The 25,239-nt window shown below is 69.0% G+C and carries 28 protein-coding genes and 1 tRNA gene; 15 read left to right on the top strand and 14 right to left on the bottom strand.

The window, feature by feature from the left end:
- Positions 1-17: 17 nt before the first annotated feature.
- Complete coding sequence (locus tag BLR21_RS04420; protein ID WP_256334452.1) at positions 18-1,478, top strand: recombinase family protein; 1,461 nt, start codon at positions 18-20, stop codon at positions 1,476-1,478.
- A gap of 44 nt (positions 1,479-1,522) precedes the next feature.
- Here the strand turns inward: BLR21_RS04420 and BLR21_RS04415 are convergent.
- The 5 genes from BLR21_RS04415 to BLR21_RS04395 form a co-directional block, all read right to left on the bottom strand.
- Positions 1,523-1,605: transfer RNA gene (locus BLR21_RS04415), tRNA-Leu, on the bottom strand.
- A 282-nt stretch (positions 1,606-1,887) separates the two neighbouring features.
- Positions 1,888-2,493, bottom strand: coding sequence for a response regulator transcription factor (locus BLR21_RS04410; protein ID WP_090004278.1), 606 nt, complete (start codon positions 2,491-2,493; stop codon positions 1,888-1,890).
- A complete protein-coding gene (locus BLR21_RS04405) occupies positions 2,490-3,656 on the bottom strand; it encodes a sensor histidine kinase (protein WP_218130729.1) in 1,167 nt (388 codons plus the stop codon). The genes BLR21_RS04410 and BLR21_RS04405 overlap by 4 nt, the downstream gene beginning before the upstream one ends.
- The gene (locus tag BLR21_RS04400) at positions 3,629-4,336 is read right to left on the bottom strand and encodes an ABC transporter permease (RefSeq protein WP_090004277.1); all 708 of its coding nucleotides are present in this window, start codon (positions 4,334-4,336) and stop codon (positions 3,629-3,631) included. The genes BLR21_RS04405 and BLR21_RS04400 overlap by 28 nt, the downstream gene beginning before the upstream one ends.
- Entirely contained in the window at positions 4,333-5,217 is an 885-nt protein-coding gene (locus BLR21_RS04395; RefSeq protein WP_090004276.1) for an ABC transporter ATP-binding protein, read from the bottom strand. The genes BLR21_RS04400 and BLR21_RS04395 overlap by 4 nt, the downstream gene beginning before the upstream one ends.
- A gap of 111 nt (positions 5,218-5,328) precedes the next feature.
- Between BLR21_RS04395 and BLR21_RS04390 the strand changes: the two genes are divergently transcribed.
- The 9 genes from BLR21_RS04390 to BLR21_RS04350 all read left to right on the top strand — a co-directional run bounded on the left by BLR21_RS04390 (position 5,329) and on the right by BLR21_RS04350 (position 13,578).
- On the top strand, positions 5,329-5,895 hold the full coding sequence (locus BLR21_RS04390; protein ID WP_090004275.1) for a TetR/AcrR family transcriptional regulator: 567 nt from the start codon (positions 5,329-5,331) through the stop codon (positions 5,893-5,895).
- A complete protein-coding gene (locus BLR21_RS04385) occupies positions 5,892-6,554 on the top strand; it encodes a GAP family protein (protein WP_090004274.1) in 663 nt (220 codons plus the stop codon). The genes BLR21_RS04390 and BLR21_RS04385 overlap by 4 nt, the downstream gene beginning before the upstream one ends.
- Before the next feature lie 58 nt (positions 6,555-6,612).
- Positions 6,613-7,770 (top strand): PucR family transcriptional regulator, encoded by a 1,158-nt coding sequence (locus BLR21_RS04380; RefSeq protein ID WP_143027596.1) that lies wholly within the window; start codon positions 6,613-6,615, stop codon positions 7,768-7,770.
- Between the two features lie 143 nt (positions 7,771-7,913).
- Positions 7,914-8,507, top strand: coding sequence for a DUF6801 domain-containing protein (locus tag BLR21_RS04375; protein ID WP_090004272.1), 594 nt, complete (start codon positions 7,914-7,916; stop codon positions 8,505-8,507).
- A 26-nt stretch (positions 8,508-8,533) separates the two neighbouring features.
- Positions 8,534-9,424, top strand: a complete 891-nt coding sequence (locus BLR21_RS04370) for a glutaminase (RefSeq protein WP_090004271.1) — start codon at positions 8,534-8,536, stop codon at positions 9,422-9,424.
- Between the two features lie 19 nt (positions 9,425-9,443).
- Positions 9,444-10,769: a M20/M25/M40 family metallo-hydrolase gene (locus BLR21_RS04365; RefSeq protein ID WP_090004270.1), complete on the top strand. Its 1,326-nt coding sequence runs from the start codon at positions 9,444-9,446 to the stop codon at positions 10,767-10,769.
- Positions 10,770-10,778: 9 nt separating this feature from the next.
- A complete protein-coding gene (locus BLR21_RS04360) occupies positions 10,779-11,567 on the top strand; it encodes an SDR family NAD(P)-dependent oxidoreductase (RefSeq protein WP_090004269.1) in 789 nt (262 codons plus the stop codon).
- 63 nt (positions 11,568-11,630) lie between these two features.
- A complete protein-coding gene (locus tag BLR21_RS04355; protein WP_090004268.1) occupies positions 11,631-12,464 on the top strand; it encodes an alpha/beta fold hydrolase in 834 nt (277 codons plus the stop codon).
- A gap of 10 nt (positions 12,465-12,474) precedes the next feature.
- Entirely contained in the window at positions 12,475-13,578 is a 1,104-nt protein-coding gene (locus BLR21_RS04350; protein ID WP_090004267.1) for a hypothetical protein, read from the top strand.
- Here BLR21_RS04350 and BLR21_RS04345 read toward each other — a convergent pair.
- The 4 genes from BLR21_RS04345 to BLR21_RS04330 form a co-directional block, all read right to left on the bottom strand.
- The gene (locus BLR21_RS04345; protein ID WP_143027595.1) at positions 13,559-14,020 is read right to left on the bottom strand and encodes a hypothetical protein; all 462 of its coding nucleotides are present in this window, start codon (positions 14,018-14,020) and stop codon (positions 13,559-13,561) included. The genes BLR21_RS04350 and BLR21_RS04345 overlap by 20 nt on opposite strands.
- A gap of 170 nt (positions 14,021-14,190) precedes the next feature.
- On the bottom strand, positions 14,191-14,640 hold the full coding sequence (locus BLR21_RS04340) for a WD40 repeat domain-containing protein (protein WP_143027594.1): 450 nt from the start codon (positions 14,638-14,640) through the stop codon (positions 14,191-14,193).
- On the bottom strand, positions 14,637-16,685 hold the full coding sequence (locus BLR21_RS04335; RefSeq protein ID WP_090004264.1) for a helix-turn-helix domain-containing protein: 2,049 nt from the start codon (positions 16,683-16,685) through the stop codon (positions 14,637-14,639). The genes BLR21_RS04340 and BLR21_RS04335 overlap by 4 nt, the downstream gene beginning before the upstream one ends.
- A gap of 45 nt (positions 16,686-16,730) precedes the next feature.
- Entirely contained in the window at positions 16,731-17,453 is a 723-nt protein-coding gene (locus BLR21_RS04330) for a helix-turn-helix domain-containing protein (RefSeq protein ID WP_090004263.1), read from the bottom strand.
- A 69-nt stretch (positions 17,454-17,522) separates the two neighbouring features.
- Here BLR21_RS04330 and BLR21_RS04325 point away from each other — a divergent pair, with 69 nt between their 5' ends.
- Entirely contained in the window at positions 17,523-18,455 is a 933-nt protein-coding gene (locus tag BLR21_RS04325; RefSeq protein ID WP_176929442.1) for an aldo/keto reductase, read from the top strand.
- Here BLR21_RS04325 and BLR21_RS04320 read toward each other — a convergent pair.
- The 3 genes from BLR21_RS04320 to BLR21_RS04310 form a co-directional block, all read right to left on the bottom strand.
- Positions 18,448-18,660, bottom strand: coding sequence for a DUF5703 family protein (locus tag BLR21_RS04320; protein WP_030475146.1), 213 nt, complete (start codon positions 18,658-18,660; stop codon positions 18,448-18,450). The genes BLR21_RS04325 and BLR21_RS04320 overlap by 8 nt on opposite strands.
- The gene (locus BLR21_RS04315) at positions 18,657-19,313 is read right to left on the bottom strand and encodes a YncE family protein (protein WP_051768856.1); all 657 of its coding nucleotides are present in this window, start codon (positions 19,311-19,313) and stop codon (positions 18,657-18,659) included. The genes BLR21_RS04320 and BLR21_RS04315 overlap by 4 nt, the downstream gene beginning before the upstream one ends.
- Positions 19,314-19,512: 199 nt before the next feature.
- Entirely contained in the window at positions 19,513-20,478 is a 966-nt protein-coding gene (locus tag BLR21_RS04310; RefSeq protein WP_176929441.1) for an aldo/keto reductase, read from the bottom strand.
- Positions 20,479-20,550: 72 nt separating this feature from the next.
- Between BLR21_RS04310 and BLR21_RS04305 the strand changes: the two genes are divergently transcribed.
- The 3 genes from BLR21_RS04305 to BLR21_RS04295 are packed head-to-tail and all read left to right on the top strand — an operon-like array spanning position 20,551 to position 23,126.
- Positions 20,551-21,600, top strand: a complete 1,050-nt coding sequence (locus tag BLR21_RS04305; protein WP_090004262.1) for an LLM class F420-dependent oxidoreductase — start codon at positions 20,551-20,553, stop codon at positions 21,598-21,600.
- Entirely contained in the window at positions 21,597-22,424 is an 828-nt protein-coding gene (locus BLR21_RS04300) for an undecaprenyl-diphosphate phosphatase (RefSeq protein ID WP_090004261.1), read from the top strand. Before BLR21_RS04305 ends, BLR21_RS04300 begins: the two co-directional genes overlap by 4 nt.
- 9 nt (positions 22,425-22,433) lie before the next feature.
- On the top strand, positions 22,434-23,126 hold the full coding sequence (locus tag BLR21_RS04295; protein ID WP_176929440.1) for a histidine phosphatase family protein: 693 nt from the start codon (positions 22,434-22,436) through the stop codon (positions 23,124-23,126).
- On the opposite strand, the gene BLR21_RS04290 is transcribed toward BLR21_RS04295, so the two are convergent.
- Positions 23,098-24,276, bottom strand: coding sequence for an RNA polymerase sigma factor (locus BLR21_RS04290; protein WP_256334451.1), 1,179 nt, complete (start codon positions 24,274-24,276; stop codon positions 23,098-23,100). The genes BLR21_RS04295 and BLR21_RS04290 overlap by 29 nt on opposite strands.
- Entirely contained in the window at positions 24,273-24,647 is a 375-nt protein-coding gene (locus BLR21_RS04285; protein WP_090004259.1) for a YciI family protein, read from the bottom strand. The genes BLR21_RS04290 and BLR21_RS04285 overlap by 4 nt, the downstream gene beginning before the upstream one ends.
- Before the next feature lie 115 nt (positions 24,648-24,762).
- Between BLR21_RS04285 and BLR21_RS04280 the strand changes: the two genes are divergently transcribed.
- Complete coding sequence (locus BLR21_RS04280) at positions 24,763-25,212, top strand: YybH family protein (RefSeq protein WP_090004521.1); 450 nt, start codon at positions 24,763-24,765, stop codon at positions 25,210-25,212.
- Positions 25,213-25,239 lie beyond the last annotated feature (27 nt).

Genomic DNA, 25,239 nt, shown 5'->3' with positions numbered 1-25,239 from the left:
GACCGAGGGAGCTGACTGTGGCCACGTTGACGAACGCCGAACTGGTTGCCGCGTTGACGGGACGTCGCCGTCCAGTGGCGCCGTCTGAGGAGCCGGGCCTGCGCTTTGCGTTCTACGGCCGGATGTCGACGAGCACGTTCCAGGACGTCCAGACGTCGCGTGCGTGGCAGCGCGCCGTGTCGGATGAGTTGATCGAGAGTGTCGGCTCGGTCGTCGCGGAGTTCTTCGATGTGGGCGTGTCGCGGCGGTGGTCGTGGCCGGACCGTCCGGAGGCTGCGGCGTTGCTAGCGGCTGCCGCGGGCCCTGATCGCGACTTTGACGCAGTGGTCGTCGGTGAGTACGAGCGTGCTTTTCACGGTGATCAGTTCCGCGAGGTCGTGGCTCGGCTGAACGCACTGGGTGTCGACGTATGGCTGCCGGAAGCAGGCGGCCCAGTGGAACTCGGGAGCCCTGTGCATGAGGCGTTGATGGTGTTGCTGGGTGCGCAGGCGCAGCGCGAGGTGGCGCGGGCTCGTCAGCGGGTGCTCGCGGCGATGCGGTCTCAGACGCGGCTGCAGGGTCGTTTCCTGGGCGGGCGGCCACCGTATGGCTATCGGCTTGTTGATGGTGGTCGGCATCCGAACCCTGTGCATGGGCGGTGGGGTCGGCGTGTGCAGGTATTGGGACCGGATCCGGTGACGGCACCGTGGGTGCGATGGATATTTGCCGAACGTGCCCGCGGCCGCACGGTGGCGTCACTGGCACGGGAGCTCAACGAGCGTGGCGTGGTGTGCCCGTCGGGCGCCGACCCCGAGCGGAACGCGCACAGGTCGGGGGAGCGGTGGATCGTCCGGACGGTGGCGATGATTCTGGAGAACCCGCGCTACACCGGCCGGCAGGTGTGGAACCGAAGCAGCACAACCGGCCACGGGCCGGGCGGACGTGCTGGCGGCCGCGGCTCGGGGGCACTGCGATACAACCCGGTTAGCGAGTGGGAGGTGTCCGAGCGGATCGCGCACGAGCCACTCGTCGATGACGAGACGTTCGTCGCGGTGCAGGGGATGCGAGTAGCGAAGCCGGCCAAGGACGGCGAGGTCCGGACTTATTTGCTTGCAGGCCTCGTTTTATGTGGGCTGTGTGGTCGGCGGATGGACGGGCACTGGGTTCATGGGCGAGCAGGCTATCGATGTCGGCATGGCTTCACCAGTGCCAAGCGCCGCTCCGACGGCGAACCGCGGAATCTCTACGTCCGAGAGGACCATCTGCTCAAGGTGCTGCCACATCTACTCGAGCGGACCGCTCGGTCGGTGGAGGAAGGTGCGAGCAAGGACTCGGTCGATCAGGTCCGCGAGCAACGTCTGCAGATTCACTATTGCGACCAGCGTATCGAAATTCGATCCACTCCACTAACGTCGAAAACTGCGGAACCGGCTCGTCGTCCAGTTCAGTCAGCGCTCGCTTCGAATTGGAGCGGTGATATAGAAGTGGTCGTAAAATGACTTACCCCACGGGGATTCTGGTGAATCCCCGTGGGGTAAGAGAATGTCCGAGGGGGGACTTGAACCCCCACCCCCTTTCGGGGACTAGCACCTCAAGCTAGCGCGTCTGCCATTCCGCCACCCGGACGTATTCGGTTGTGCCCCGGCTCGCACCGTGGTGTGCATAGGTTACATGATCGTCAGCGCGCGCCAAAATCGGGGGGACGCGCTTGTGTCTGTGCTGGTCGGCGGTCTGCGGGTTAGGTCGGTGGGTGGTTGAGGTTACTGGGTGGCTGCTTGGCTCCGACCCTGCCTTGCGGTGGCAGGTCGAGCGGGATCTGGTGGGGGCGCCTGAGGCTGTTTGGGGTGCTGCTCGGGCTCGGGGCTCGGTTGGTGGGGCTTCAGGGTGCGGACGGGACGCGGGGGAGAGTTAGATCCAGCCTTTTGCCCTGGCGAAGCGGGCTGCTTCGTGGCGGTTCGAGGCGCCGGTTTTGCCCACGGCTGAGGAGAGGTAGTTGCGGACTGTGCCTGGGGAGAGGGAGGCGCGGCGGGCTATTTCCTCGATCGGGGCGCCTTCCAGTGCCAGTTCCAGGACGTCTGCTTCTCGTGGGGTCAGGGGGCTGTCGCCGGCGCTGATGGCCTCGGCTGCTAGGGCCGGGTCTACGTAGCGGCCGCCTGTGTGGACGGTTCTTACCACTGTGGCCAGGACGTCTGAAGAGACGGTTTTTGGTAGGAAGCCTCGTACTCCTGCTGCCAGTGCGCGTTTCAGGTGTCCTGGGCGGCCGTGGCTGGTGACGATCATGGTGGAGCATGTGGGTAGTTCTCGCGCTAGGGATTGGGCTACCGCTACGCCGTCCAGGTCTGGCATTTGCAGGTCGATCACGGCTACGTCGGGGCGGACTACTCGGGCGGTGGCTATGGCTTCGGCGCCGGTGGCTGCTTGGGCTACTACCTCCAGGTCGTCTTCCAGTGACAACAGGGCCGCCATGGCGCCTCGGATCAGGTGTTCGTCGTCTGCCAGGAGGATGCGGATCACGGGAGCTCCACGGTGAGGACGAAGCGGTTGGGGGCTTCCGGGGTGGCGGTTACGGAGCCGCCCAGGGCCGCTACGCGTTCGTGCAGGCCGGTTAGGCCGCTGCCGAAGCGGAACGCGTCTGGCGGGACGCCGTCGTTTGTCATCGTGAGAACCTTGCCGCGCAACGTGATCGTGCACGTTGTGGCGTCGCTGTGGCGCAGGACGTTGGTCACGCCCTCGCGGACCGCCCAGCCCAGGGCGCCGGCCGGTTCGCCGTCGAACGTCACGTCGCCGATCACGCGGCAGTCGATGCCGGCGGAGGCCAGTAGTGAGCGGGCGCCCGCCAGTTCCACCGAGAGGTCGGCTGTGCGGTAGCCGCTGACCACGGCGCGGAGTTCGTCCAGGGAGTCCTGGGCGATCTGGCGGACCTCCAGCATCTCGTCCACTGCCGCCGGGGAACGGCCTCGGCGGGCCAGTTGGGCCGCCAGGTCTGCCTTCAGGGCCACGGCGGAGAGGTTGCGGCCCACCACGTCGTGCAGGTCGCGGGCGAAGCGGAGGCGTTCTTCGGCCACGGCGAGGTTCGCGCGGACCTCGCGGGAGCGGTCGAGTTCCCAGACGATGGCGAGCATCCAGAGGGTCGAGCGGAACGCGACCACCAGGAACTGCAGCATGAGGGTGATGAACAGGGCGTGGCCCGGCGGGGCGGTGAGCAGCATCCAGACGCCGCCCGCCGCGGCCGCCAGCACGACGTAGCGCGGGCGGAGCACGGCGGACAGGGTGGTGATCGCCAGAATCAGGAACATCACCGAGATGCCGTCGCCCGGGCTGTCGGGCTTGCCGGGCAACGGGTCCGGGTGCGTCAGTTCGCCGGCGGCGAGCACCGCGCAGGTGGCGATCAGGTAGGCCGTCAGCAGGGTGCGCGGGAACGGGCTCCGGCCGAGGTGGTACTCGATGCCGAGGTGGGCCAGGCGGCAGCTCAGGACCACGTAGGTCAGCACCACCGCGACGAGCACGAGCAGGGCGGTGGTGCCGATCTCCGGGGCCAGGCCGATGAGCAGCAACGGTGGCAGGAACACGTAACTGACGTAGAACGTGTAGCGGACGAACAGGTCGAACCGCGCCGCGCTGCCACGCGACCGCCACCAGCCGAGCAAGTTCACCTCCGGGGATCCCACCTGAACCACCGCTGCACAGCGTAGGTCCCCAGGACGATCCACACCGCCAGGACGATCAACGGCTGCAGCACGGGTCCGTCGGCCCACCCGGCGCGCAGCAGTTCGAGCACCGGCGTCAGCGGCAGGTACTTCAGCACGGAGGCGATCCCGCCGGGCAGTACCGAGAGCGGGAAAATTAGGCCGGAGCCCAACATGCACGCCATCAGCACCGGCAACGACGTCACCTGCGCCATCTCCACGGTCCGGGTGAACGCCGAGGACGCCGCCGCCAGCAGCACGAACACCGCGACGCCGCCGAGCACGCCGAGCAGCAGGAACCACGGCCGCGCCGGCAGCGCCACGCCGGTGATCACCCCGACGACCACGGTGTAGAGCACCATCTGCCCCAAGGCGACCACGACGGACGGCAGGGCGGCGCCGGCCAGGATCTCCGGATCGGTCAGCTCACCGACGCGCAGCCGCTTGAGCACCAGCTCCTCACGCCGTGCGACGAACGTGGTCACGAGGTTGTAGTACACCGCCATCAGCAGTGCGAACCCGATCAACCCGACGACCAGAGGCACGCCGTCGGCGTCCACCGAGTACAGCACCGGCGCGAGCAACAACGGCAGCAGCAACGAGTTGAACAGCGCGGTCCGGTTGCGCCAGAACAACTTCAGCTCGGCCTGTCCCACAGCCACGGCCCTCATGCCGCCTCCTCCGCGATCGCCAGGAACGCCTCTTCGAGCGACGCCGACCGGGCGTCCAAACCGGACAGTTCGACGTTGTGGTGCTGAGCCCACACCAGCAGTTCGTGCAGGGTGGACTGCAGTTCGTTGGTCCGCACGGTCACGCGCCCCGACGACTCCACGTCGGCGACGACGGGTAGCGCGATCCCCGGCGGCGGCACGAACGAGATGCGCGACGGATACGCGTCCACCACCTCGGAGACCGTTCCCTGCGCCACGATCCGGCCGCGGTGCATGATCGCCAGCCGGTCGGCCAGCGCCTGCGCCTCCTCCAGGTAGTGCGTGGTCAGCAGCACGGTCACGCCCTCGCGCAACAGGGCGCGAATGAGCTCCCACGTGTTGCGCCGGCTCTCCGGGTCGAGTCCGGTGGTCGGCTCGTCGAGGAACAACACCTCCGGCTTCCCCAGCAGCGCCAGGGCCAGGTCCAGCCGCCGCCGCTCACCACCGGACAACTGCTTCACCCGCACCGACGCCCGATGGGCCAGGTCGACAAGGGACAACGCCTCGTCGACGGGCCGCGGCGACGTCAGCGTGCCCGCCCACATCCGCGCCGCCTCGCTCACGGTCAGGTCGGGCGGGAAACCGCCTTCCTGCAGCATCACGCCCATCCGCGGCCGGACGACCTTGCGCTCGGCGAACGGGTCGTGGCCCAGCACGCGCACGGACCCCTCGGCCGGGCGTGAGAGCCCTTCCACCACCTCCACCGTCGAGGTCTTCCCCGCACCGTTCGTGCCGAGCAGGGCGAACATCTCGCCCCGCTCCACGTCAAATGACACGCCCCGGACAGCCTCGAAACCTCCGCTGTACCGGCGGGTCAGCCCCCGCACCTCGATCGCTGTCATGAGTAAACGATCTCCGGAGGAACGGTGGATCGGCAGTGCCGTCCCACATCAGTTCCTCATGACAGATGTCATGAGTTGCCCAGATCAGATTAAGGTCGTAATCTGACGACCGTGCCAAAACACGCGGATCCCGCCGAACGGCGTCAGCAGGTGGTGGCCGCCCTCTACCGGGTGGTCGACGCCGAGGGGCTGGACGCGGCGAGCCTGCCCAGGATCGCCCGGGAGCTGAACGCCACCACGGGCTTGCTGCAGAAGTACTTCCGCAGCAAGGACGAGCTGCTGCTGTTCGCGCAGGACCAGCTCACCGAGGAACTCACGGCGAGCGTGCGGACGGTCCTGGGGCAAGAGGGGAGTCTCCAGGAACGGCTGCGCAAGGCGTTGTGCGCCATCGCACTCGTGGACGACGCGGCACGCGCACGGGTGTGGCTCGCGTTCGCGGCTCGTGCGGCGGCGAATCCCGTGTTGCTGCAACGGCACGTGGAGGGCGCGCGGGAGATCAGGGATCTGTGCCGGCACGTGCTGGAGGCCGCGGGTCTGGACGGCGGGGAGGCCGTCGGGCTCGCGGCTCTGGTCGACGGGGTGACGGCGCAACGCGCGCTGGAACCGGAAGTGATGACAGGGGAGGTGGCGGAGCGGGTGATCGCCCGCCACCTCGAACGACTGTGGGGGAGCACATGACACTGGGACTGGTGGCGGCGCTGGCGGGGCTCGCGCTGCTCGACTCGACGAGCATCGGGACGTTGTTCGTCCCGATCTGGCTGATGCTCACGCCGGGGCGGCTGAAGCTGAGCAGGTTCGCCGTCTACCTCGGAACGATCACGGTCTTCTACTTCGTGGTCGGCGTACTGATCGTGCTCGGCGCCTCGCAGGTGATCGGCCACCTCGACAGTCAGGTGGCGATCTGGGTCCAACTGGTGATCGGCGTGTTCCTGTTCGCGGTCAGCTTCCGCTTCGACAGCAAGAAGAAGCTGGACACCGGCAAGTGGCAGAACCGCGCCAACGGGTCCGTGGCGGCGCTTGCCGGCGTGGCGGTGCTGGCGGGTGTGGTCGAGCTCGCGACGATGCTGCCCTACCTGGGTGCGATCGGGATGATGAGCGCCGCCGACCTGAACGCGGGCCAGATCGGGCTGCTCCTCGCCGGATACTGCCTGGTCATGATCGTGCCCGCCCTCCTGCTGCTCGGCGGCAGGCTGGCGCTCCGGGCGAGGATCGAGCCGTTCCTGACCCGGATCAGCACCTGGTTCGCGGAAAAGGGGGCGGGCGCGACGGGCTGGATTCTCGGTATCGCCGGGTTCCTGGTCGCCCGCGATGCTGTCGCCCGGCTGTTCTTCCTGTGAACCATTTGGTCCAGTTGGCTGAACGACCCGGTTCCGTTTTACTCCTACACTCGCCTGCGTGACTGGGCTGGACGATCCGCGCAGATCGGTCCCGCGGGAACTGGCGCCGTTGCTCCGAATGGAAGTCGCGCCCGTTTCGGTGAGCATTTTCGAGGCGATCGAGAAATCGATTCCGGAATACAGCACGTTCCGGGGCAACGTGGTCGACGGAATCCGGCAGGCGCTGGTGAAGTTCGTCGACCGCATTGCCGCGCCGGATGCCGAGCCCGATCCGCACGACGACATCCACCGCAAGCTCGGCGCGTGGGAGTTCAAGTCCGGGCGCAGCCTCGACAGCCTGCAGGCCGCCTACCGGATCGGCGCGCGGGTGGCGTGGCGGCACGTCTGCGGGTTCGCCGAACGGCGTGAGCTGTCGCTGCGGCTCGTGTCGGTGCTGGGCGAGGCGATGTTCGCCCACGTCGACGAGCTGGTGAGCCTGTCGGTCGAGGGGTACGCGGCCGCGCAGGCGAGTGCGGCGGGGACGCTGGAACGCAAGCGGCGCAAGCTGATGGAGCTGCTCGTCGCCGACTCCCCCGGCAACTGGCAGGTGGTGCTGGACGCGGCGCGGGCGGCGGCCTGGCCGATGCCGGACCGGCTGGTGGCGGTGGCGCTGGAGCCGTCCGCCGCGCCCGCGGACGACCTGCCGGCCGACGTGCTGGTCAACTTCGAGGACGCCACGCCGTACCTGCTGGTGCCGAACCCGGCCGCGGTGACGCGCTGGCTGCGCGGGGCCCTGCCGGGATGGCGGGCGGCGGTCGGTCTGCCCGTGGCTCCTCAGGACGTGCGCAGGTCACTGGCCTGCGCACGCCGGGTCCTCGCCCTCGCCGGGGAGAAGGTGCTGCCGGACCGGCCGGTCCTCGACTGCGCCGACCACCTCGTCGAACTGACCGTGCTCGCGGACGAGTTCCTGGCCCGGCAGCTCGCCGAACGGGCGCTGGCGCCGCTCGCCCCGCTCACCGATCTGCAACGCACCAAGCTCGCCGAGACGCTGCTGGTATGGCTGTCGGCGCGGGGCGGGGCGCCCGAGGTCGCGGCCCGGCTGAAGGTGCATCCGCAGACCGTGCGCTACCGCGTCAACCAGTTGGACGAACTCTTCGGCGACCGAATGCACGACGCCGAGGAGCGGTTCAACCTCGAACTGGCACTGCGCGCGCACTATTTGTTGCTGCGGGACTGACAAATCACCGGAAGCAATTTCGCACGCGGATGACAAAAGTGCGTTTTTGCTTGCCTCCCGGAATGCGGCGCGGTTACTTTACTGGCGAGTAAAGCAACACCGCCTTCTTGCAGTTCAATGACGTTCTCAGGAGGTCCCTGCAGATGAAGACCGGACTTTTCACGCGCGCAGCCGCGGTTCTGATGGTCGCCGGAGCGCTGAGCGTGGCGACGGCCGGCACGAGTTCCGCCGCGACCGCCGAGCTGAGCCTCATCTACTCGTGCCAGTTCTCGGTCGCGGGCACGCACGACGTGCCGACCGTGGTCACCTCACCGGACATGCCGGACTCGGCCGCCGTCGGGGTGCCGACCGCGCCGGCGTCGGCGACGGTGACGTCCACCGTGTCCGACGACGTCCGCAACACGCTGTGGTGGATCGGCGGCCGTTCCGTCGATGGCACGCTCACCACGAACATCGCCGTGGACAACGCCGGCAGCGTCCAGAACCTGACGTCGACACTGACCATCCCCAACACGCCGGTTCCCCCGTCCGGCACGTTCCAGGTCGTCGCCAGCGGCACCCTGCCCGCGCTGACGCTGGCCAACGCCGGCACGACGTCGATCAACCTCGGCAACGCCGACCTGGCGCTGACGCCGCGCTACGAGAACGGCGACCCGACCTGGATCGGCGTCGTCCACGTCCCCTGCACCGTCGTCGCGGGCCAGCCCACCAAGTTCTACGAGTTCCAGGTGGCGTGACGCCTGTCCCGTGATGGGATGACGGCATGGAGCTGCAACAGCTGGTGGACCGGATCGCCTCAGAGGTCACGCCAGGTGGCGCCGTAGCCGACTACATCCCGGCACTGGCCAGGATCGACCCGCACGCCTTCGGCCTCGCCGTCGCCACCCTGGACGGCGAGGTCTTCGGCGCGGGGCAGTACGACACGCCGTTCTCGATCCAGAGCATCTCCAAGGCGTTCATGCTGGCTCTGGCCCTCGCCGAGAACGACGACGTGTGGACCCGCGTCGGCCGGGAGCCGTCCGGGTCGCCGTTCAACTCGCTGGTCCAGCTGGAGACCGAGCAGGGCATCCCGCGCAACCCGTTCATCAACGCGGGCGCGGTCGTCGTCACCGACCACCTGGGTCTCGGCGCCGCGGACCGGCTGCTCGAGTTCCTGCGGCAGGAGAGCGGCAACCCGGCATTGGGGGTCGACCCCGAGGTCGCCAAGTCCGAGCTGGACCACAGCGATCGCAACCGCGCGCTCGCGCATTTCATGGCCTCCTACGGCAACATGCGCAACCCTGTCGACGTGGTGCTGCATGAGTACGTGCGGCAGTGTTCGATCGCGATGAGCTGCGCCGATCTTGCCCGCGCCACGCTCTTCCTCGCCCGCCACGGCGTCCGCAACGACGGCACCCGGCTGCTCGGCGTCAGCGGTGCCAAGCGCGTCAACGCCGTGATGCTCACGTGCGGCACCTACGACGCCGCCGGCCAGTTCGCCTACCGCGTCGGCCTGCCCGGCAAGAGCGGTGTCGGCGGCGGGATCATCGCCGTCGTCCCCGGGAAGTGCGCGATCTGCGTCTGGAGTCCAGCATTGGACGCACGCGGCAACTCCGTCGCGGGTCTTGAGGCGCTGGACCGTTTCACCACTCTGACGGGCTGGTCTGTGTTCTGACGGGTGGTAGGAAGACGGGGTGAGCACAACGGGGAACGCACTGGCAGTGGCGGAAGACGAGGTCGTGACCCTCGTCAGTGAGCTGATCAGGATCGACACGACGAACACGGGTGATCCCGCGACGGTCGTGGGGGAGCGCGAGGCCGCCGAGTGGGTGGCCGGGAAGCTGTCCGAGGTCGGCTACGAGACGACCTATGTGGAGTCGGGCGCCAAGGGCCGCGGCAACGTCGTCGCGCGCCTTCAGGGCGCCGACGCGAGCCGTGGCGCGCTTCTCGTGCACGGTCACCTCGACGTGGTGCCCGCCGACGCCTCGGAGTGGTCGGTGCATCCGTTCTCCGGCGCCGTGCAGGACGGGTACGTGTGGGGCCGCGGCGCGGTCGACATGAAGGACATGGTCGGCATGACGCTGGCCCTGGCCCGGCACTTCAAGCGGGAGAACGTCGTGCCGCCGCGCGACATCGTGTTCGCGTTCCTCGCCGACGAGGAGGCGGGCGGCCTCTACGGCGCGAAGTGGCTGGTGGAGAACCGGCCCGAGCTGTTCGAGGGCGTCACCGAGGCGATCAGCGAGGTGGGCGGCTTCTCGATCACGCTCAAGGACGACGTCCGCGCGTACCTCGTCGAGACCGCGGAGAAGGGCATCCGCTGGCTCAAGCTGCGCGTCAAGGGCACCGCCGGGCACGGCAGCATGATCCACCGCGACAACGCCGTGGCGAAGCTCGCCGCCGCCGTCACCAAGCTCGACCAGCACCAGTGGCCGCTGATCATCCGCCCGTCCGTGCGCGAGTTCCTCGACGGCGTCACCGAGATCACCGGCCTCGACTTCCCCGAGGACGACATCGAGGGCTCGATCGGCAAGCTCGGCGCGCTGTCGCGGATGATCGGCGCGACGCTGCGCGACACGGCGAACCCGACGATGCTCTCCGCCGGGTACAAGGCGAACGTCATCCCGTCGACCGCCGAGGCCACTGTGGACTGCCGGATCCTGCCGGGCCGCGAGGAGGCGTTCGACCGCGAGCTCGCCGAACTCCTCGGCCCGGACGTGGAACGCGAGTGGATCGGCCTGCCGCCGGTCGAGACGACGTTCGACGGCGCCCTGGTCGACGCGATGACGGCGTCGATCATCGCCGAGGACCCCGGTGCCCGCGTGCTGCCCTACATGCTCTCCGGCGGCACGGACGCCAAGTCGTTCCAGACGCTCGGCATCCGCAACTTCGGCTTCGCGCCGCTGAGGCTGCCCGCCGACCTCGACTTCTCCGGGCTCTTCCACGGCGTGGACGAGCGCGTGCCGGTGGACGCCCTGAAGTTCGGCGTCCGGGTTCTCGACCGATTCCTGCGGAACAGCTGAGGAGGTCCCGTGTCCACTGTGGACTTGACCGGACGGGTCGCGCTGGTCACAGGCGGTGCGCGAGGGATCGGCTCGGCCGTCGCGCACCGGCTCGCGAAGCTCGGGGCGAAGGTCGCGGTGCTCGACCTCGACGCCGCCGGCGCGCACCGGGTCGCGTCCGCGGTGGGCGGCATCGCCATCGCCGGTGACGTCAGCGATCCCGCGACCATGCCCGAGGCAGTGGCGCAGGTGGAGAAGGAGCTCGGCCGCCTTGACGTCGTGCACCTCAACGCCGGCATCGGCGGCGGTCAGGCCGGTGTGGACGACGCGCTGGACGTCGCCCGCTACCGCAAGCTGGTCGGCGTCAACGTCGACCACGTCGTGTACGGGCTCTGCGCGGCCGTGCCGGCGTTGCGGCGGCAGGGCGGCGGGAAGGTCGTGATCACGGCGTCGCTGGCGGGGATCACCGCGATGCCGTCCGATCCGCTGTACACGCTGACCAAGCACGCGGTCGTCGGGTACGCGCGGGCGGCGGGCAAGGCGTTGGCGGGCGATGGCATCACGGTCTCCGCGTTGTGCCCCGGGTTCGTCGACACGTTGCTGCTGGGCGGGGCGAAGGAGGAGTTCGCCGCGGCCGGGTTCCCGTTGCTGACGCCCTCGGACGTCGCGGAGGCCGTGCAGTCGGTGCTGACCGAGGGCGGGCCGGGGGAGGCCTGGATCATCCAGCCCGGCGGTAAGGCGACGGCCTACGACTTCCGCGGTGTGCCGGGCGTCGGTGGCGGCCAGCTGCCGCCCCCTGTGGTGCTCGGCCGCGTTTAGGGCGTGTCCTCGCGCCGTGTCGTCTCGTTAGGACGAACAGACGACACGGCGAAAGGACTCCGCATGGTGCGGCTGGAAGACGGAACCGAGCTCAACGTGCTGCGCGCGGGCGACCCCGAGTCGCCGGTGACGGTCGTGCTCGCGCACGGCTACGCGCTCGACCACCGCAGCTGGCACAAGGTCGTGGAGCGACTGAGCCCCGAGTTCCAGGTCATCGCCTACGACCACCGCGGCCACGGCAGGTCGGGCGGCGCGTCCAAGGAGACGGCCACGATCGACCAGCTCGGCGAGGACCTGGGCGAGCTGATCGAACGCGCGGTGCCCCAGGGCCAGGTCGTGATCGCCGGGCACTCGATGGGCGGCATGGCGGCACTCGCGATGGCGGAACGCAGGCCGCGGCTGTTCCGGCAGCGCGTGCTGGGCAACGTGTTCGTGTCCACGGCGGCGAGCGGCATGTCCGAGACGTCGCTGGCGTGGCCCAAGGCCGTCGGGAAGCTCGTGCGGGAGCTGGAACGGGCGTTCGGGCCGATCGTGCGCGCGGTGCGGGAGAAGATCGAGCCGGCCAAGACGGCGGGACTGCGCTGGTGGCTGTTCGGTGACCAGCCGGCGGACGAGGACGTCGACCTGACCGCGGACATGGTGTGGGGGCACTGGCCCGAGACGGTCGCGCTGTTCCGGCCCGCCGTGGACCGCTACGACCGCGAGGCCGGGCTGACGGTGGCCAAGGAGAAGGCCCTCGTCGCCGTCGTGGGGGACGAGGACCGGCTGGTGCCGGAGTCGGACGCGGTCAAGTTCGGCGGCACGTCGGTGATCTTGTCGGACGCGGGACATATGCTTCCGCTGGAGCGGCCGGCCGAGCTCGCGAACCTGATTCGGGAAGTGGCCGCCAAGGCATAGCTGGGGGCTGGTGCTGCACTACCTGGAACCGCGGACGGACGTGGCCGCGAAGGACGACTGGTCCACGGGGCTGATCCTGCAGGACCTGCGCTGGGGCGCGAGGACGCTGGGCGGCATCGCCGTCGTGGCGGGCGCCGGCGCGGTGACGTGCTGGCTGCTGCCGTCGACGCCGGGCAGCATCGGCGCCTTCGTGGTGCTGGCGCTGATCACGCTCGTGGGCGGGCTGGGTCCGTTGATGTACCGCTCGGAGACCAAGGCCCAGCGGCGCGGGCTGTTGGAGGGGCCGTGGCGCCGGGTTCCGGCCGGGGTGCTGGAGAAGCACGCCGACGGGACCGATCGGCTGCTGGTCGAGGGCATCGTGCTCAAGGGCTGGTTCGAGGACCTTCCGGACATGGTGCTGGAACGGCAGGAGGTCTTCGTCTGCGGCCCGGACGCCGGGGGCAGGGCCGTCCTGCGCGCCGCGGGGTTCGCGAAGATGGAGAACGCCAAGGTCGATCACGGTGAGGGCGCGGCGAAACACCCGGTTCGCAAGCGCGTGGAGCGGCCGCTCGGCAGGCCTCTGGACGACGCGGCCACCCTGCGGGCCTTCAAGGGCATGCGGTGGGGCATGCGGGCCTGGCTGTGGTCCGCCGTGCCCGCGGTCGCCGGGGGAGTGCTCGTCCTGCTCAGCCTGTTCCCGTTCGCCCCGGCCGGGCTGGTCGTGGGCGGGCTCCTGCTGGTCTCAGGGCTGCTCGGCATTCCGACGTCGGTCGAGATCAGCCGCTGGTACCGCGACGCCGTGCTGGCGGTGGAGAACTCGGCACAGTGGACGCCCGTCGCGATCACGCTGTTTCCGTGGCAGCCCAACCAGCACGTCGCCGGGCTCGCGGAGATGCCCGGCGGGCTCGCGCTGGTTCAGTTCGTGCTGCCGGACTTGAGCGTGGTCGCGAACATCGCCGACACCGGCGTCATGTGGATCGCCGGGACGCATGGTGACGTGATCGCCGTGGGCGTGCCGAGGGTGCCGGTGCTGACGTTCGCCGCGGTCCAGCCGGACCGGGACACCCCGAAGGAGGACCCGATCCCCCCGATCCTGCGGTTCCACCAGCCCGACTTCAGCGGCCTGCCGCGCTAGAGCGGCGGCGTCCGGGCGGGCGGCCGAAGAGCCGCACGTGCTCGTCGACCAGCCAGTCCTTCAGCGGCGACCACTCCGGGTGGTGGTTGAGGACCAGCAGCCGGTGCATCCACCAGTTCGGGTCGTCGTGGCGGGGGAACGCGGCGAGCCACGCGGCCCGCTCGTCCGCCGTGAGGCCCCAGAGGTGCTGCAACTGGCCTTCTGCGTCCGTGTCGAGCTGGGCGGTGATCCGGCCGCCCTCCGTCTGCCATTCCGCGCGCAGCTCGCGCAGGACGGCTATCGCGCGTTCGTCACCTTCCTCGGCGGTGACGACGACTGTGTGCAGGCCCTGGGCCGCGGCTTGTGCGAGCAGGGCACGGGCGGATGTTTCGTCGTGCGGCAGTGCGCTGTGAGCGACCCCGACTTCTTGCGGCACGAGCTCCATGACCCAGAATCTGATCATATCGGCAACCAGTTCGGTAAATTTTATTGCTTCAGTGTTGACTGACGAGTCATCTTCGACCGGTTGACCGCTCGCGTTGCACGAACGTTGTTGTACGACGCCCCGGCGTCGACACCGCACAACCTTTCCGCACTACAACTAGGGCGAGAGGGAAGGGTGAGCGGTGTTGTTCAGCAGAGAGGCCTCGGCTCGACGCCGGGGAAGTATTGCTCCCAATGACGAGTGGACAGGTGCGCCGTCGTAGTGGCGCACACGCGGGCCGCGGTCGCCTCGACGTCGATGTCCCAGACGCGGATGGTGCGATCCGTACCGGTGGTCGTGAGGGTGCGGTTGTCCGGGGAGAAGGCCACGCCCCAGACCCGCTCGGTGTGACCGTGCAGCACTGCCCGCACCTGGGGGTTGCGGGGATCGCGCACGTCCCACACACGAATCACGTCGTCGGTCGTGCCGGCGGCGAGAAGGGTGCCGTCGGGGGAGAAGGCGAGGCGTTGCAGCGGCCCGCCGTCGTTGGGCAGTGAACTGAGCCTGCGCGGCTGCGCGGGATCGCTGATGTCGTACAGCGCGCCGCTGCTGCCCATGTTCGCGAACGCCATGACGTCGCCGTGGATGACGACGGTCATGACCTCCTCGCGCCCGGCCTGCCCGCCGCGGCGGATGGGGTCGGGATTGTCGTCGGTGCGCAGCACGGGGTGGGCGCGGGGCTTGGCGGGGTTGCCGATGTCCCAGAGCTGGAGTTCGCGGCTGCCGTTGGCGATGACGAGCGTGCGGTCGTCCTGGGAGAACTGGATCTCCCACACGGTGTCGGCCTTGTGCGCGGGCTGAACGCCATGCCGTGAATCGCGTCGTCACCGGCGTGCACACGGCTGAGTTCGGTGGGGTGGTGGCGGTCGGCCATGTCCCAGACGATCAGCTGCTTGTCGTCGCCTGCCGTGGCCATGAGCTTGTTGTCCGGGCTGAACAGCGCGAACGACGTCGCGTCGGTGTGGCCTCTGGCGATGGTGACCTGGGGCCCGGCGAAGGTGCTGAGCAGGCTGTCACGGGCGGCGGGCAGGCCGGTCAGGCGGTAGGCGGCCAGCCGGAGCTGGTTCGCGAGACCGGGGTCGCGGTCCTGCAGGCCGTTGGCCTCGGCGATGGCCTTCTGGGCGAGCGCGATAGTGCGTTGCTCGGTGGTCTGCCGTTGGGCGCGCACGGCGAACACCGACGCGGTGGTGGCCACGAGCAGCAGCACGGCGAGCAGCGCGACGACTCGGCGGAGGTTGGTGGTGCGGCGTTTCTCGGTGGCGAGGCCGTGTTCGACCGCGGCCTTGCTGGCGTCGAGGAACGCCTGCTCCTCGGCGTTGAGGGCGCCGGGTTCGCGCTGTGACCAGTCGGTGGCCTGGGTGAGCGGCACGCCCCGGTAGAGCGAGCCGGGGTCGCGGCCGTGTGCCTCCCAGTAGGCGGCCGCGGCGGTGAGCCGGCGGTGCACGCGCAGGTCGTCGCGTGCTTCGGCGAGCCAGTCGCGCAGGCGGGGCCAGCTGCGGATGACGGCTTCGTGACTGATCTCGACGCCGTCGTCGTGGACGGTGAGGATGCGCGCGCCGGCGAGGTGTTCGACGACGTCGTCGGCCGCGAGTTCGGACCGTTTGACGTGGCGTTTGGTGTCCTCGGTGCCTTCACCCGGGGTGATCAGGCGCAGGAAGACCTGACGGGCCTGCACGCGCTGGTGCTCGTCCAGGCCTGTGTAGGCGTTCTCGGCGGTGTTGGCGATCGCGCGGGCGATGCCGCCGCTCTCGTGGTAGCTGGAGAGCGTGAGGGTGTTGCCGCGCTTGCGTTGCCACGTTTCGAGCAGTGCGTGGCTGACATGGGGGAGGACGCCGGGTTCGCCGGTGGCGTCGGCGATGAGGCGGGCGACGAGTCCGGTCTCGAGCGCGCAGCCGACCTCGACCGCGGGCTGGGTGATGGCCTTGCGCAGCTCGTCGGTGGTCATGGGGCCGACCACGACCTGAGCGTCCTCGATGGCCCTGACCAGGTCGGGATAGCGGGCGCAGTGGCCGTAGAAGTCGGCGCGCAGCCCGATGACGGTCTGGCCGTCGCGTCCGGTGAGCGCGGCGATGAACTCGTCGCGGTGCGGGAGCGTGAAGATCTCCTCGAACTGGTCGACCACCAGCAGGCCCTCGACGACGGGGAGCGTCTCGCAGGTGCTCGGGGTGATCAGCTCACCGTGACTGCGGGCCAGCAGTCCGGCCCTGAGCAGTGACGACTTGCCCGAGCCTGAGGCGCCGACGACCAGCACGGTGTCGTGGTGCTCGAGTTTGCCCAGGAGCTTGCCGACGAGCCGTTCGCGGCCGAAGAAGCGGTCGGCGTCGTGTTCGGTGAACGCCTTGAGGCCGACGTAGGGGGAGTCGCCCCCGGGCTGCCGCGGCTCGGCCTCGCCGATCTCGCGCCAGCGTTGTTCCCACGCCTCTTCGTCGCCGCCGCAGGCACGGACGAACGCGAGCGACACGGCGAGGCTGGGCAGCCGCTGGCCGCGGGCGGCGTCGGCGAGGGTGCTGGCGGAGTAGTGGCTGAGCCTGCCGAGCTCCCGGTAGCCGGGGGAGCCGGCCTTCTCGCGGAGCTTGCGCAGGTCGAAGGCGAACTGTTCCACGGGCCCGGCGAACGGGTCGAGCGGTCTTTCCGGGCGGGGCATGACGCGAGTCTTTCATCCGTTCGTGGGCCGATTATCACTATAACTTCAGTGTTGACCAAAATAGATCACCAACCGATGCTCACCTTCACCCGCCAGGTAGAGCGTCTCGAACGCCAGGAGGTGGGCGCCCCAGCGCTCGGTGCCGGTGGCCGCGGGCAGGGACGACGCGGCGTCGTAGCGATCCGTGAAGGCGGCGCCGGCGGTGAGGGAGAGTTCGAACGCGAGCGCTGCCGCGGCGTGATCGCCCAGGTCAGCGGCCGCGCGGAGGGTGGCGGCGCGGTCGTTCGCGACCTGGTCCCAGTCGGGGTAGTGGGCCAAGGCCTGCGGGCTGAAGGCGAAGCGGACGAGGTTGGGTTCGTCGTCCAGCCCGGAAATCTCGCGGAACCGTGCGGTGCTCGCGAGGACGTCGCCGGCGGGGGAGAGCACGGCGGCCGCGGCCGGTTCGAGGGTGTCCAGCATCGCCTGCACGGTGGGGCGCAGCGGCGGAGGCGGGGCAGGGGTGCAGTTCGTGCCGGCCTTGATCAGGCGGTACAGGTGGACACGCTCGTCCGCGGTCATGGTCAGGGCATCGGCGAGGGCGGACAGGACCTGGCCGGAGGGGGAGCGGTCGGTGCCGCGTTCGAGGCGGGTGAGGTACTCGACGCTGATGCCGGCGCGGTCGGCGAGTTCGCTGCGGCGCAGGCCGGGGGTACGGCGGCGCCCGGTGGCCGGGGGAGCGGTGGCCTCCCGGCGGGCGCGCAGGAAGCGGCCCAGTGCGTTGTCGGCCATGATCGGCGAGTTTAGAGGGGCCCTGAGCCGGTCTCCCTCGGTTCGCCGGTCGCGGCGATGCTGTGGATCATGAGATATCGACTGTTCGGCCGGACCGGCCTGCGCGTCTCGGAGTTGTTGCTGGGCACGATGACGCTGCGTTCGGAGGACCTCGCGCGGCGGGTGGTCGACGCCTACGGCGACGCCGGTGGCAACTTCCTCGACACCGCTTCGGCCTACGGCGAGAGCGAGGAGGTCCTGGGCGCCGTGCTGACGCGGCGGGACCGGTTCGTGCTGGCGACGAAGTACGCGTTGTCGCGGGACGCCGCGGATCCGAACGCGGGCGGGAACCACCGCAAGAACCTGGTGCTGTCGCTGGAGCAGTCGTTGCGGCGGTTGCGGACGGACTACGTGGACGTGCTGTGGGTGCATCTGTGGGACCGGCACACGCCGGTCGAGGAGACGATGCGGGCGCTCGACGACGTGGTGCGGGCGGGGAAGGTGCTCTACGTCGGGGTGTCGGACGCGCCGGCGTGGTTCGTGGCGCGGGCGAACACGCTGGCGGAGTGGCGGGACTGGACGGCGTTCGCGGGGTTGCAGGTGCCGTACAACCTGCTCAAGCGGGATGTGGAGCGGGAGTTGTTGCCGATGGCGTCGGCGCTGGGGCTGACGGTGGCGGCGTGGGCGCCGCTGGCCGCGGGGAAGCTCTCCGGTGGCACGCAACGGTCCGGCCCGCTGTCCGAGCGGGAGCAGGGTGTGGCGGGGGCCGTGCGGGCGGTCGCGGAGGAGTTGGGCGCGACGCCGGCTCAGGTGGCGCTGGCGTGGGTGCGTGCGTCCGGGGCGCTGCCGCTGGTGGGCGCGCGGACTCCGGAGCAGGTGCTCGACTGTCTGGGCGAGGTCGTGCTGCCGCCGGAAGCGGTCGCGCGCCTGGAGGCGGCGGCCCCGTTCGAGCGGGGCTTTCCGGCGGACTTCATCGCCGAGTGCGAGCCGGCGGCGTTCGGCGACGGGCTGGTGGTCAGGTGATGAGGCCTGGCACCAGGGCGGGCTGGCGCTTGCGGCGTAGCCAGATCTTGCGGGAGCCGTCGCCGTAGAGCAGCGTTCTGGAGAGTTCCCAGCCCGCGAACTCGGCGTGGATGGCCAGCTGCGTGGTCGCGGTGCGGCGGGAGATGCCGGGCGGCAGACGCAGCGGCCGGTATTCCCAGTCCCCGTCGATCACCCCTTCGTTCATGGTGAGATCACCTGTATCCCTCCGTTGTCGCCGGACGTGACGGTGACGCGTCCGGATTCCTGGTCGACGCTGACGGTGTTGGGCTGACGCACGGTGGGGAACCGGTACTTCTCGGCCGGTTCTCCGGCGGCGACGTTGAGTCCCACGACCTCGTTGCGCTCGGTGAGCGTGATCCACGCGATGTCGCGTTTGGCGTCGTAGGCGATGCCGTAGGGCGTGCCGGGCATCGGGTAGCGCTGGCGCATGATCAGCGGGTTGATGGAGAACGCGATGAACTCTCCGCCGCGGGTGTCGACGACGAGCAGGCGTCCGAAGCGGTCGGGGACGCCGTTGGTGGCGCCGTCGCCCGCGCGCAGGCCGGCGCCCCTGGTCTCGGTGCCCTTGTCGTCGGTGGTCATCTCGAAGACCGCGCTGCGCAGCCGGTCGAGTTCGACGTTGCGGCCGTTGACCTGGAACTTCAGCGTGGTGCCGCCCTCGGAGAACGTGCCGCCGGGGGTGATGGCGCCGGGCGGCGTGCCGTTCTGGGCGGGGGAGAGGGCGGGCTTGGCCGCCTCGAGGACTTCGGCGACCTGCAGCGGATCCTGTGACCCCTCGCTCTGGCCGCACGCTGTCAGAGCGGCGGTGGTCAGGATCAGAGCAGCGAGCCGGCGCAAGAGCGGTTCCTCCGTACAACGTCGTGGTCTTTTCCAGCATCCACGACGTTCGGTCGAAGGTCACGCAAGGGGTGGGGTGAAACCTCGATCGGCGGCTTTCTGGTACTTATCTCTATAGTTTCAGTGTGGTCTGAAATTAATGCTGATTCACAGTCCCGACCGCCTCCAAACACCGGTCACAACAACCAGCAAGGACAGGTCAGGGCATGGGGCGTTCGGGGTAGCCCAGTTCGATGGCGCTGACGTCGTCCAGCGCGGCCCTGATCGCCGGCGGCAACGTCAGCTGCTCGGCTTCCAGCGAGGCGATGAGCTGGTTCGTGTCGCGGGCGCCGACCACGGGCGCGACGACTCCGGGGCGGTCCCGGACCCAGGCCAGGGCCACGCACAGCGCGGAGGTGCCGAGGCCTTCGGCGGCGGTGGAGACGGCCTGGACGATGCGGGCGGCGCGGTCGTTGCGGTGTTGTTCGACGTAGCCGGCGAAGTGGGCGGAGGCGCCGCGGGAGTCGGGTGGTGTGCCGTTGCGGTACTTGCCGGTGAGGACGCCGCGGCCGAGGGGTGCCCAGGGCAGGAGGCCGAGGCCGTGGTGCAGGGCGGCGGGGGCGACTTCGCGTTCGATGCCGCGTTCGAGCAGGGAGTACTCGACCTGGGTGGAGATGAGCGGGTACGTGGTGGGGGTGAGGGCGGCGGTGGCGAGTTGCCAGCCGCTGTAGTTGGAGATGCCGGCGTATCTGGCTTTGCCGGAGGAGATGGCGTGGTCGAGGGCGGACAGGGATTCCTCGATGGGGACGCCGGTGTCCCAGGCGTGGAGTTGCCAGAGGTCGATGTGGTCGACGCCGATGCGGCGCAGGGAGCCGTCGAGGGCGGAGAGGAGTGCGCCGCGGGAGGCGCCTCCGCCGAAGGGGCCTTCGGTGCGGCGGGCGACGGCTTTGGTGGCGAGGACGAGTTCGTCGCGGGGGACGACTTCTCCGAGGAGGGTGCCGAGGATGCGTTCGGCTTCGCCTTCGGAGTAGACGTCGGCGGTGTCGATGAGGGTGCCGCCGGCGTCGGCGTAGGCCATGAGCTGGGTGGCGGCCTCGTCCGCGTCGGTGTCGCGGCCCCATGTCATCGTGCCCAGTGCCGTTCTGGACACGCGGAGGCCGCTGCGGCCGAGGTATCGCTGTTCCACGTGCGCGATGCTAAGGGGTGATCATCGGTTGAGCCTGGCAATCGGTGTTACTGACCGGTAGGGTCTTGCCGTGTGAAGCTCGGACTGAACCTCGGATACTGGGGCGCCGGCAACGACGCCGCGAACCTTGAGCTGGCCAAGGAGGCCGACCGACTCGGTTTTTCGGTGGTGTGGGCCGCGGAGGCCTACGGTTCCGACGCGCCGACGGTGCTCGCGTGGGTGGCCGCGCAGACCGAACGTATCGACGTCGGTAGCGCGATCTTCCAGATTCCGGCGCGGACGCCGGCGATGGCCGCGATGACCGGGGCTACTTTGGACACCCTGTCGGGTGGCCGGTTCCGGATGGGTCTTGGTGTGTCGGGTCCGCAGGTGTCGGAGGGCTGGCACGGTGTGCGGTTCGACAAGCCGTTGGCGCGCACGCGTGAGTATGTGGAGATCGTGAAGCTGGCGCTGACGCGGGAGAAGCTGCGTTATGAGGGTGAGCACTACACGCTGCCGCTTCCCGATGGTCCGGGTAAGGCGTTGCAGCTGACGGTGCATCCCGTGCGTGACCAGATCCCGATCTACCTCGCCGCTGTCGGCCCGAAGAACCTGGAGCTGACGGGGGAGATCGCGGACGGGTGGCTGGCGATCTTCTTCTCGCCGGAGTACTCGGCGGAGTCGCTGGCGTCGGTGAGGGCCGGTCGGGAGAAGGCCGGTAAGACGATGGACGGCTTCGACGTGGTGCCGACGGTGCCGTTGATCGTGGGTGAGGACTGGAAGGCGTGTGCGGACCCGGTCAGGGCGTACACGGCGCTGTACGTGGGCGGCATGGGTTCGCGCAAGCAGAACTTCTACAACAACCTGATGGTGCGTATGGGTTTCCCGGCTCAGGCCGAGGAGATCCAGGAGAAGTACCTGGCTCGTGACTACGCCGGTGCGATGGCGGCGATTCCGCTGGAGTTCCTGGACGCGACGTCGTTGCTGGGCCCGAAGGAGCGCATAGCAGACAGGATGAAGGCGCTCGCCGCGGCGGGGGTCACCACGCTGTCCGTTTCGCCGATGCTGCAAGATCTGGAGCAGGGGATCGCTGGTCTTCGGACCGCGGCCGAGGCTTTGGATCTGGCAGGAGTGGGTAGTTGAGCTGGTTGCAGGCTCTGGTCCTCGGACTGGTCCAAGGACTGACGGAATTCCTGCCGATTTCCAGCAGTGCGCACCTGCGGATCACGTCGACGCTGTTCTTCGGCAACGACGCGGGTGCTTCGTTCACCGCGGTGATCCAGTTGGGTACCGAGGTGGCGGTGTTGATCTACTTCGCCAAGGACATCGGGCGCTTCGTCAGCGCCTGGTTCCGTGGTCTCTTCAGCGCGGAGGCGCGTAAGGAGAGGGATTACCGGCTTGCCTGGTACGTGATCATCGGTTCCGTGCCGATCTCGGTTCTCGGTTATCTGCTGAAGGACGAGATCCGGACGTCGGCGCGGAACCTGTGGATCACGGCGACGATGTTGATCGTGTTCGGTCTGCTGCTGGGTCTGGCGGACCATCTGGCGAAGCAGCAGCGTGACGAGTTGCGGATGAAGGACGCGATCGGGATGGGGCTGGCGCAGGCGCTGGCGCTCATCCCGGGTGTTTCTCGTTCGGGTGGCACGTTGACGGCGGGTCTGTTCCTGGGGCTGAACCGTGAGGCGGCGGCGCGGTACTCGTTCCTGCTGGCGATTCCGGCGGTGTTCGGGGCGGGGTTGTTCTCCATTCCGGACGTGCTGGAGCGTTCGGGTACGGGTGCGCAGGCGTCGATTCCGCAGATGGTCGTGGCGACGCTGATCTCGTTCGTGGTGGGGTACGCGACGATCGCGTGGTTGTTGAAGTATGTGTCGAAGCATTCGTATTCGGCGTTCGTGTGGTACCGGTTGATGCTGGGTCTGGTGCTGATGGGGCTGCTGTCGATGGGGTTGCTGCAGCCGATCTAAGGTGGGGTCGTGGCTACGGTGATCCTGCTTCGGCATGCGCGTTCGACCGCCAATGGTTCCGGTGTGCTCGCCGGGCGTTCGCTGGGTGTGGGTTTGGACGAGCGTGGGCAGGCGCAGGCGGCGGCTCTGGTGTCGCGGTTGAAGGACGTTCCGGTCAGTGCGGTGGTGTCGTCTCCTTTGCAGCGGTGTGAGGAGACGTTGGCGCCGTTGCTGGCGGATCGGTCGTTGGAGGCGGTGGCGGAGCCGGATCTGTCCGAAGTGGATTACGGGGCGTGGACCGGTAAGGCGTTGAAGGACCTGTACGACGAGCCGTTGTGGGCGGTTGTGCAGCAGCATCCTTCCGCCGCGGTGTTTCCGGATGGTGAGGGGCTGGCGCGCGTTCAGGCTCGTGCGGTGGCGGCGGTGCGGGCGCATGATGCGCGTGTGTCCGCGGAGCACGGTCCTGGTGCGGTGTGGGTGTTGTGTTCGCACGGTGATGTGATCAAGGCTGTGCTGGCGGACGCGTTGGGTGTGCATCTGGACGGGTTTCAGCGGATCGTGGTGGATCCGTGTTCGATCTCGGTGGTGCAGTACACGCAGACGCGGCCTTTTGTGTTGCGCACCAACGACAATGGTGGGGATCTGTCGGGTGTGGTGCCGGTGGCGCCGCCGCAGGAGGCTCCGTCGTCGGACGCTACCGTGGGTGGCGCGACCGGGACCTGAGGTAGCGCTGTTCGGGTGCGCTCAGGGTGAGTTTGGCGGCTTTCTCGTATTCCTGGCGTGCTTGGTCGTGGTCTCCTCGCAGGTCGAGGAGGTGTGCTCGGACGGCGTGCACGCGGTAGTGGTCGAGGTCCAGTGTGGACAGTTCGTCGAGTGCTCGGTGCGGGCCGTGGACCATGGCGACGGCGACGATGCGGTTGAGTGAGACCATCGGGCCGGGTGCGGTGACGGTGAGCAGGTCGTAGAGGCCGAGGATTTCGTGCCAGTCGGTGTCTTCGGCTGTGGTGGCGTCGGCGTGGACGGCCGCGATGGCCGCTTGTAGCTGGTAGGGGCCGATTTGGGCGGTCTTGAGCGCGCTGCTGACCAGGTTGGTGCCTTCTTCGATCGCTGCGGTGTCCCAGCGGGTGCGGTCCTGCTCGGCGAGTGGGATGAGTGCGCCGTTCGAGTCGGTGCGGGCGGGGCGGCGTGCGTCGGTGAGCAGCATCAACGCGAGCAGTCCGGTGAGTTCGCCGTCGGCTGGTCTGCGTTTGTGCAGTTGCCGGGTGAGGCGGATGGCTTCGGCGGTGAGGTCGACGCGTACGAGGTCGTCGCCTGAGCTGGCGGTGGAGCCTTCGGTGAAGATCAGGTAGAGCACGTGCAGGACGGCGGTGAGGTCCTGTGGTGGCCGGAACTGGGCGCCGGACTGTTTGATCTTCTGTTTGGCGCGGCTGATGCGTTGCGCCACGGTCGCTTCGGGGACGAGGAACGCTCGTGCGATCTCGGCGGTGGTGAGTCCGCCGACCGCTCTGAGCGTGAGGGCGATCTGTGAGGCGGTGGTGAGTGATTCGTGGCAGCACAGGGCGAGGAGGGTGAGGGTGTCGTCCTGCGCCGGCACCGGGTCGGGTGGTGTCGGGGTGAGGGCGACGACCTTGTCCTCGCGCTGGCGGCGGGCGATGTCGGAGCGGTACTGCTCGATCCATCTCCTCGACGCGGCGGTGATGAGCCAGCCTTTGGGGTTGTCCGGGACGCCGTCGGCCGGCCACTGCCGGGCGGCGCCGAGCAGTGCTTCCTGCACGGCGTCCTCGCAGATGTCGAACTGGCCGTGGCGGCGCACGAGCACGCCGAGGACCTGCGGCGCGAGTGTGCGCAGCAGGCCCTCCACCTCAGGGTTCACAGGCCGTCCAGCATGGACATGTCCCAGACCGGCCGGACCTCGATGCCGTCGTTGTGGGCGTCGGGCAGTGTCGCGGCGTGGGCGATGACCTGGTCGATCGAGTCGGCTTCGACGAGGTAGAACCCGGCGAGGTACTCCTTGGCCTCGGCGAAGGGCCCGTCGGTGACGACGACCTCGCCGTTTTTGATGCTGACGCCCTTGCCGGTCTCGGGTCCGGGGAGGCCTTCGCTGACGATGAGCTCACCGGAGGCGCGGAGCTTGTCGGTCAGGTCGTAGTGGTCCTTGCCGAACTGGGCCTGCTGTTCTTCGGTGAGCTTGTCCCACGCGGCCCGCGACTTCGGGTTGCTGTAGATGAGGATCAGGTACTTCACGTGCGGCCTCCCGGCTCGTGGCTGGCTGGCGGAAAAATCTTCTCACCGTCATGTCGAGACCGCGGGCCATGTCTCGACACCGGTGTGTCAGCCGATTTCGACGGAGGGTTTCGAGATGACTCACACGCTGGTGCAGGACGAGGTCGCCATCCGCTCGGTGTTCACCGAGCACGAGGAGGGCATGCGGCTGCGTGATCCCGCGCGGATCGTGGCCCGCTACGCCGAGGACGTGGTGACGTGCACTTTGGCGCCTCCGTTGCGCAATTCCGGGCCCGGCGCGCGGGACGTGGAGGCGTTGGCGGGGTGGATGGCCGGGTTCACGGGGCCGATCACGCTGGAGCACCGGGATCTGACGGTCGTCGTGTCCGGTGACGTGGCGTTCGTGCACGGGCTGGCGCGGCTGGCGGCGGTGCCGGTCGGCTATCCCGAGGGGTTCTCGATGTGGATGCGCACGACGGTGGGGTTGCAGCGGCGTGACGGGCGGTGGCTGGTGACGCATGCGCATGACTCGGTGCCGTTCCATATGGACGGGTCGTTCCTGGCGGCGACCGATTTGGAGCCCTGAGCACACGATCATGCCGAGGCCCGGACC

Source organism: Lentzea albidocapillata subsp. violacea, from assembly GCF_900100275.1.
Classification (GTDB): Bacteria; Actinomycetota; Actinomycetes; order Mycobacteriales; family Pseudonocardiaceae; genus Lentzea; species Lentzea violacea.
Note: the sequence above shows the minus strand (reverse complement) of the source record. Positions and strands in the feature narration are given on the sequence as shown.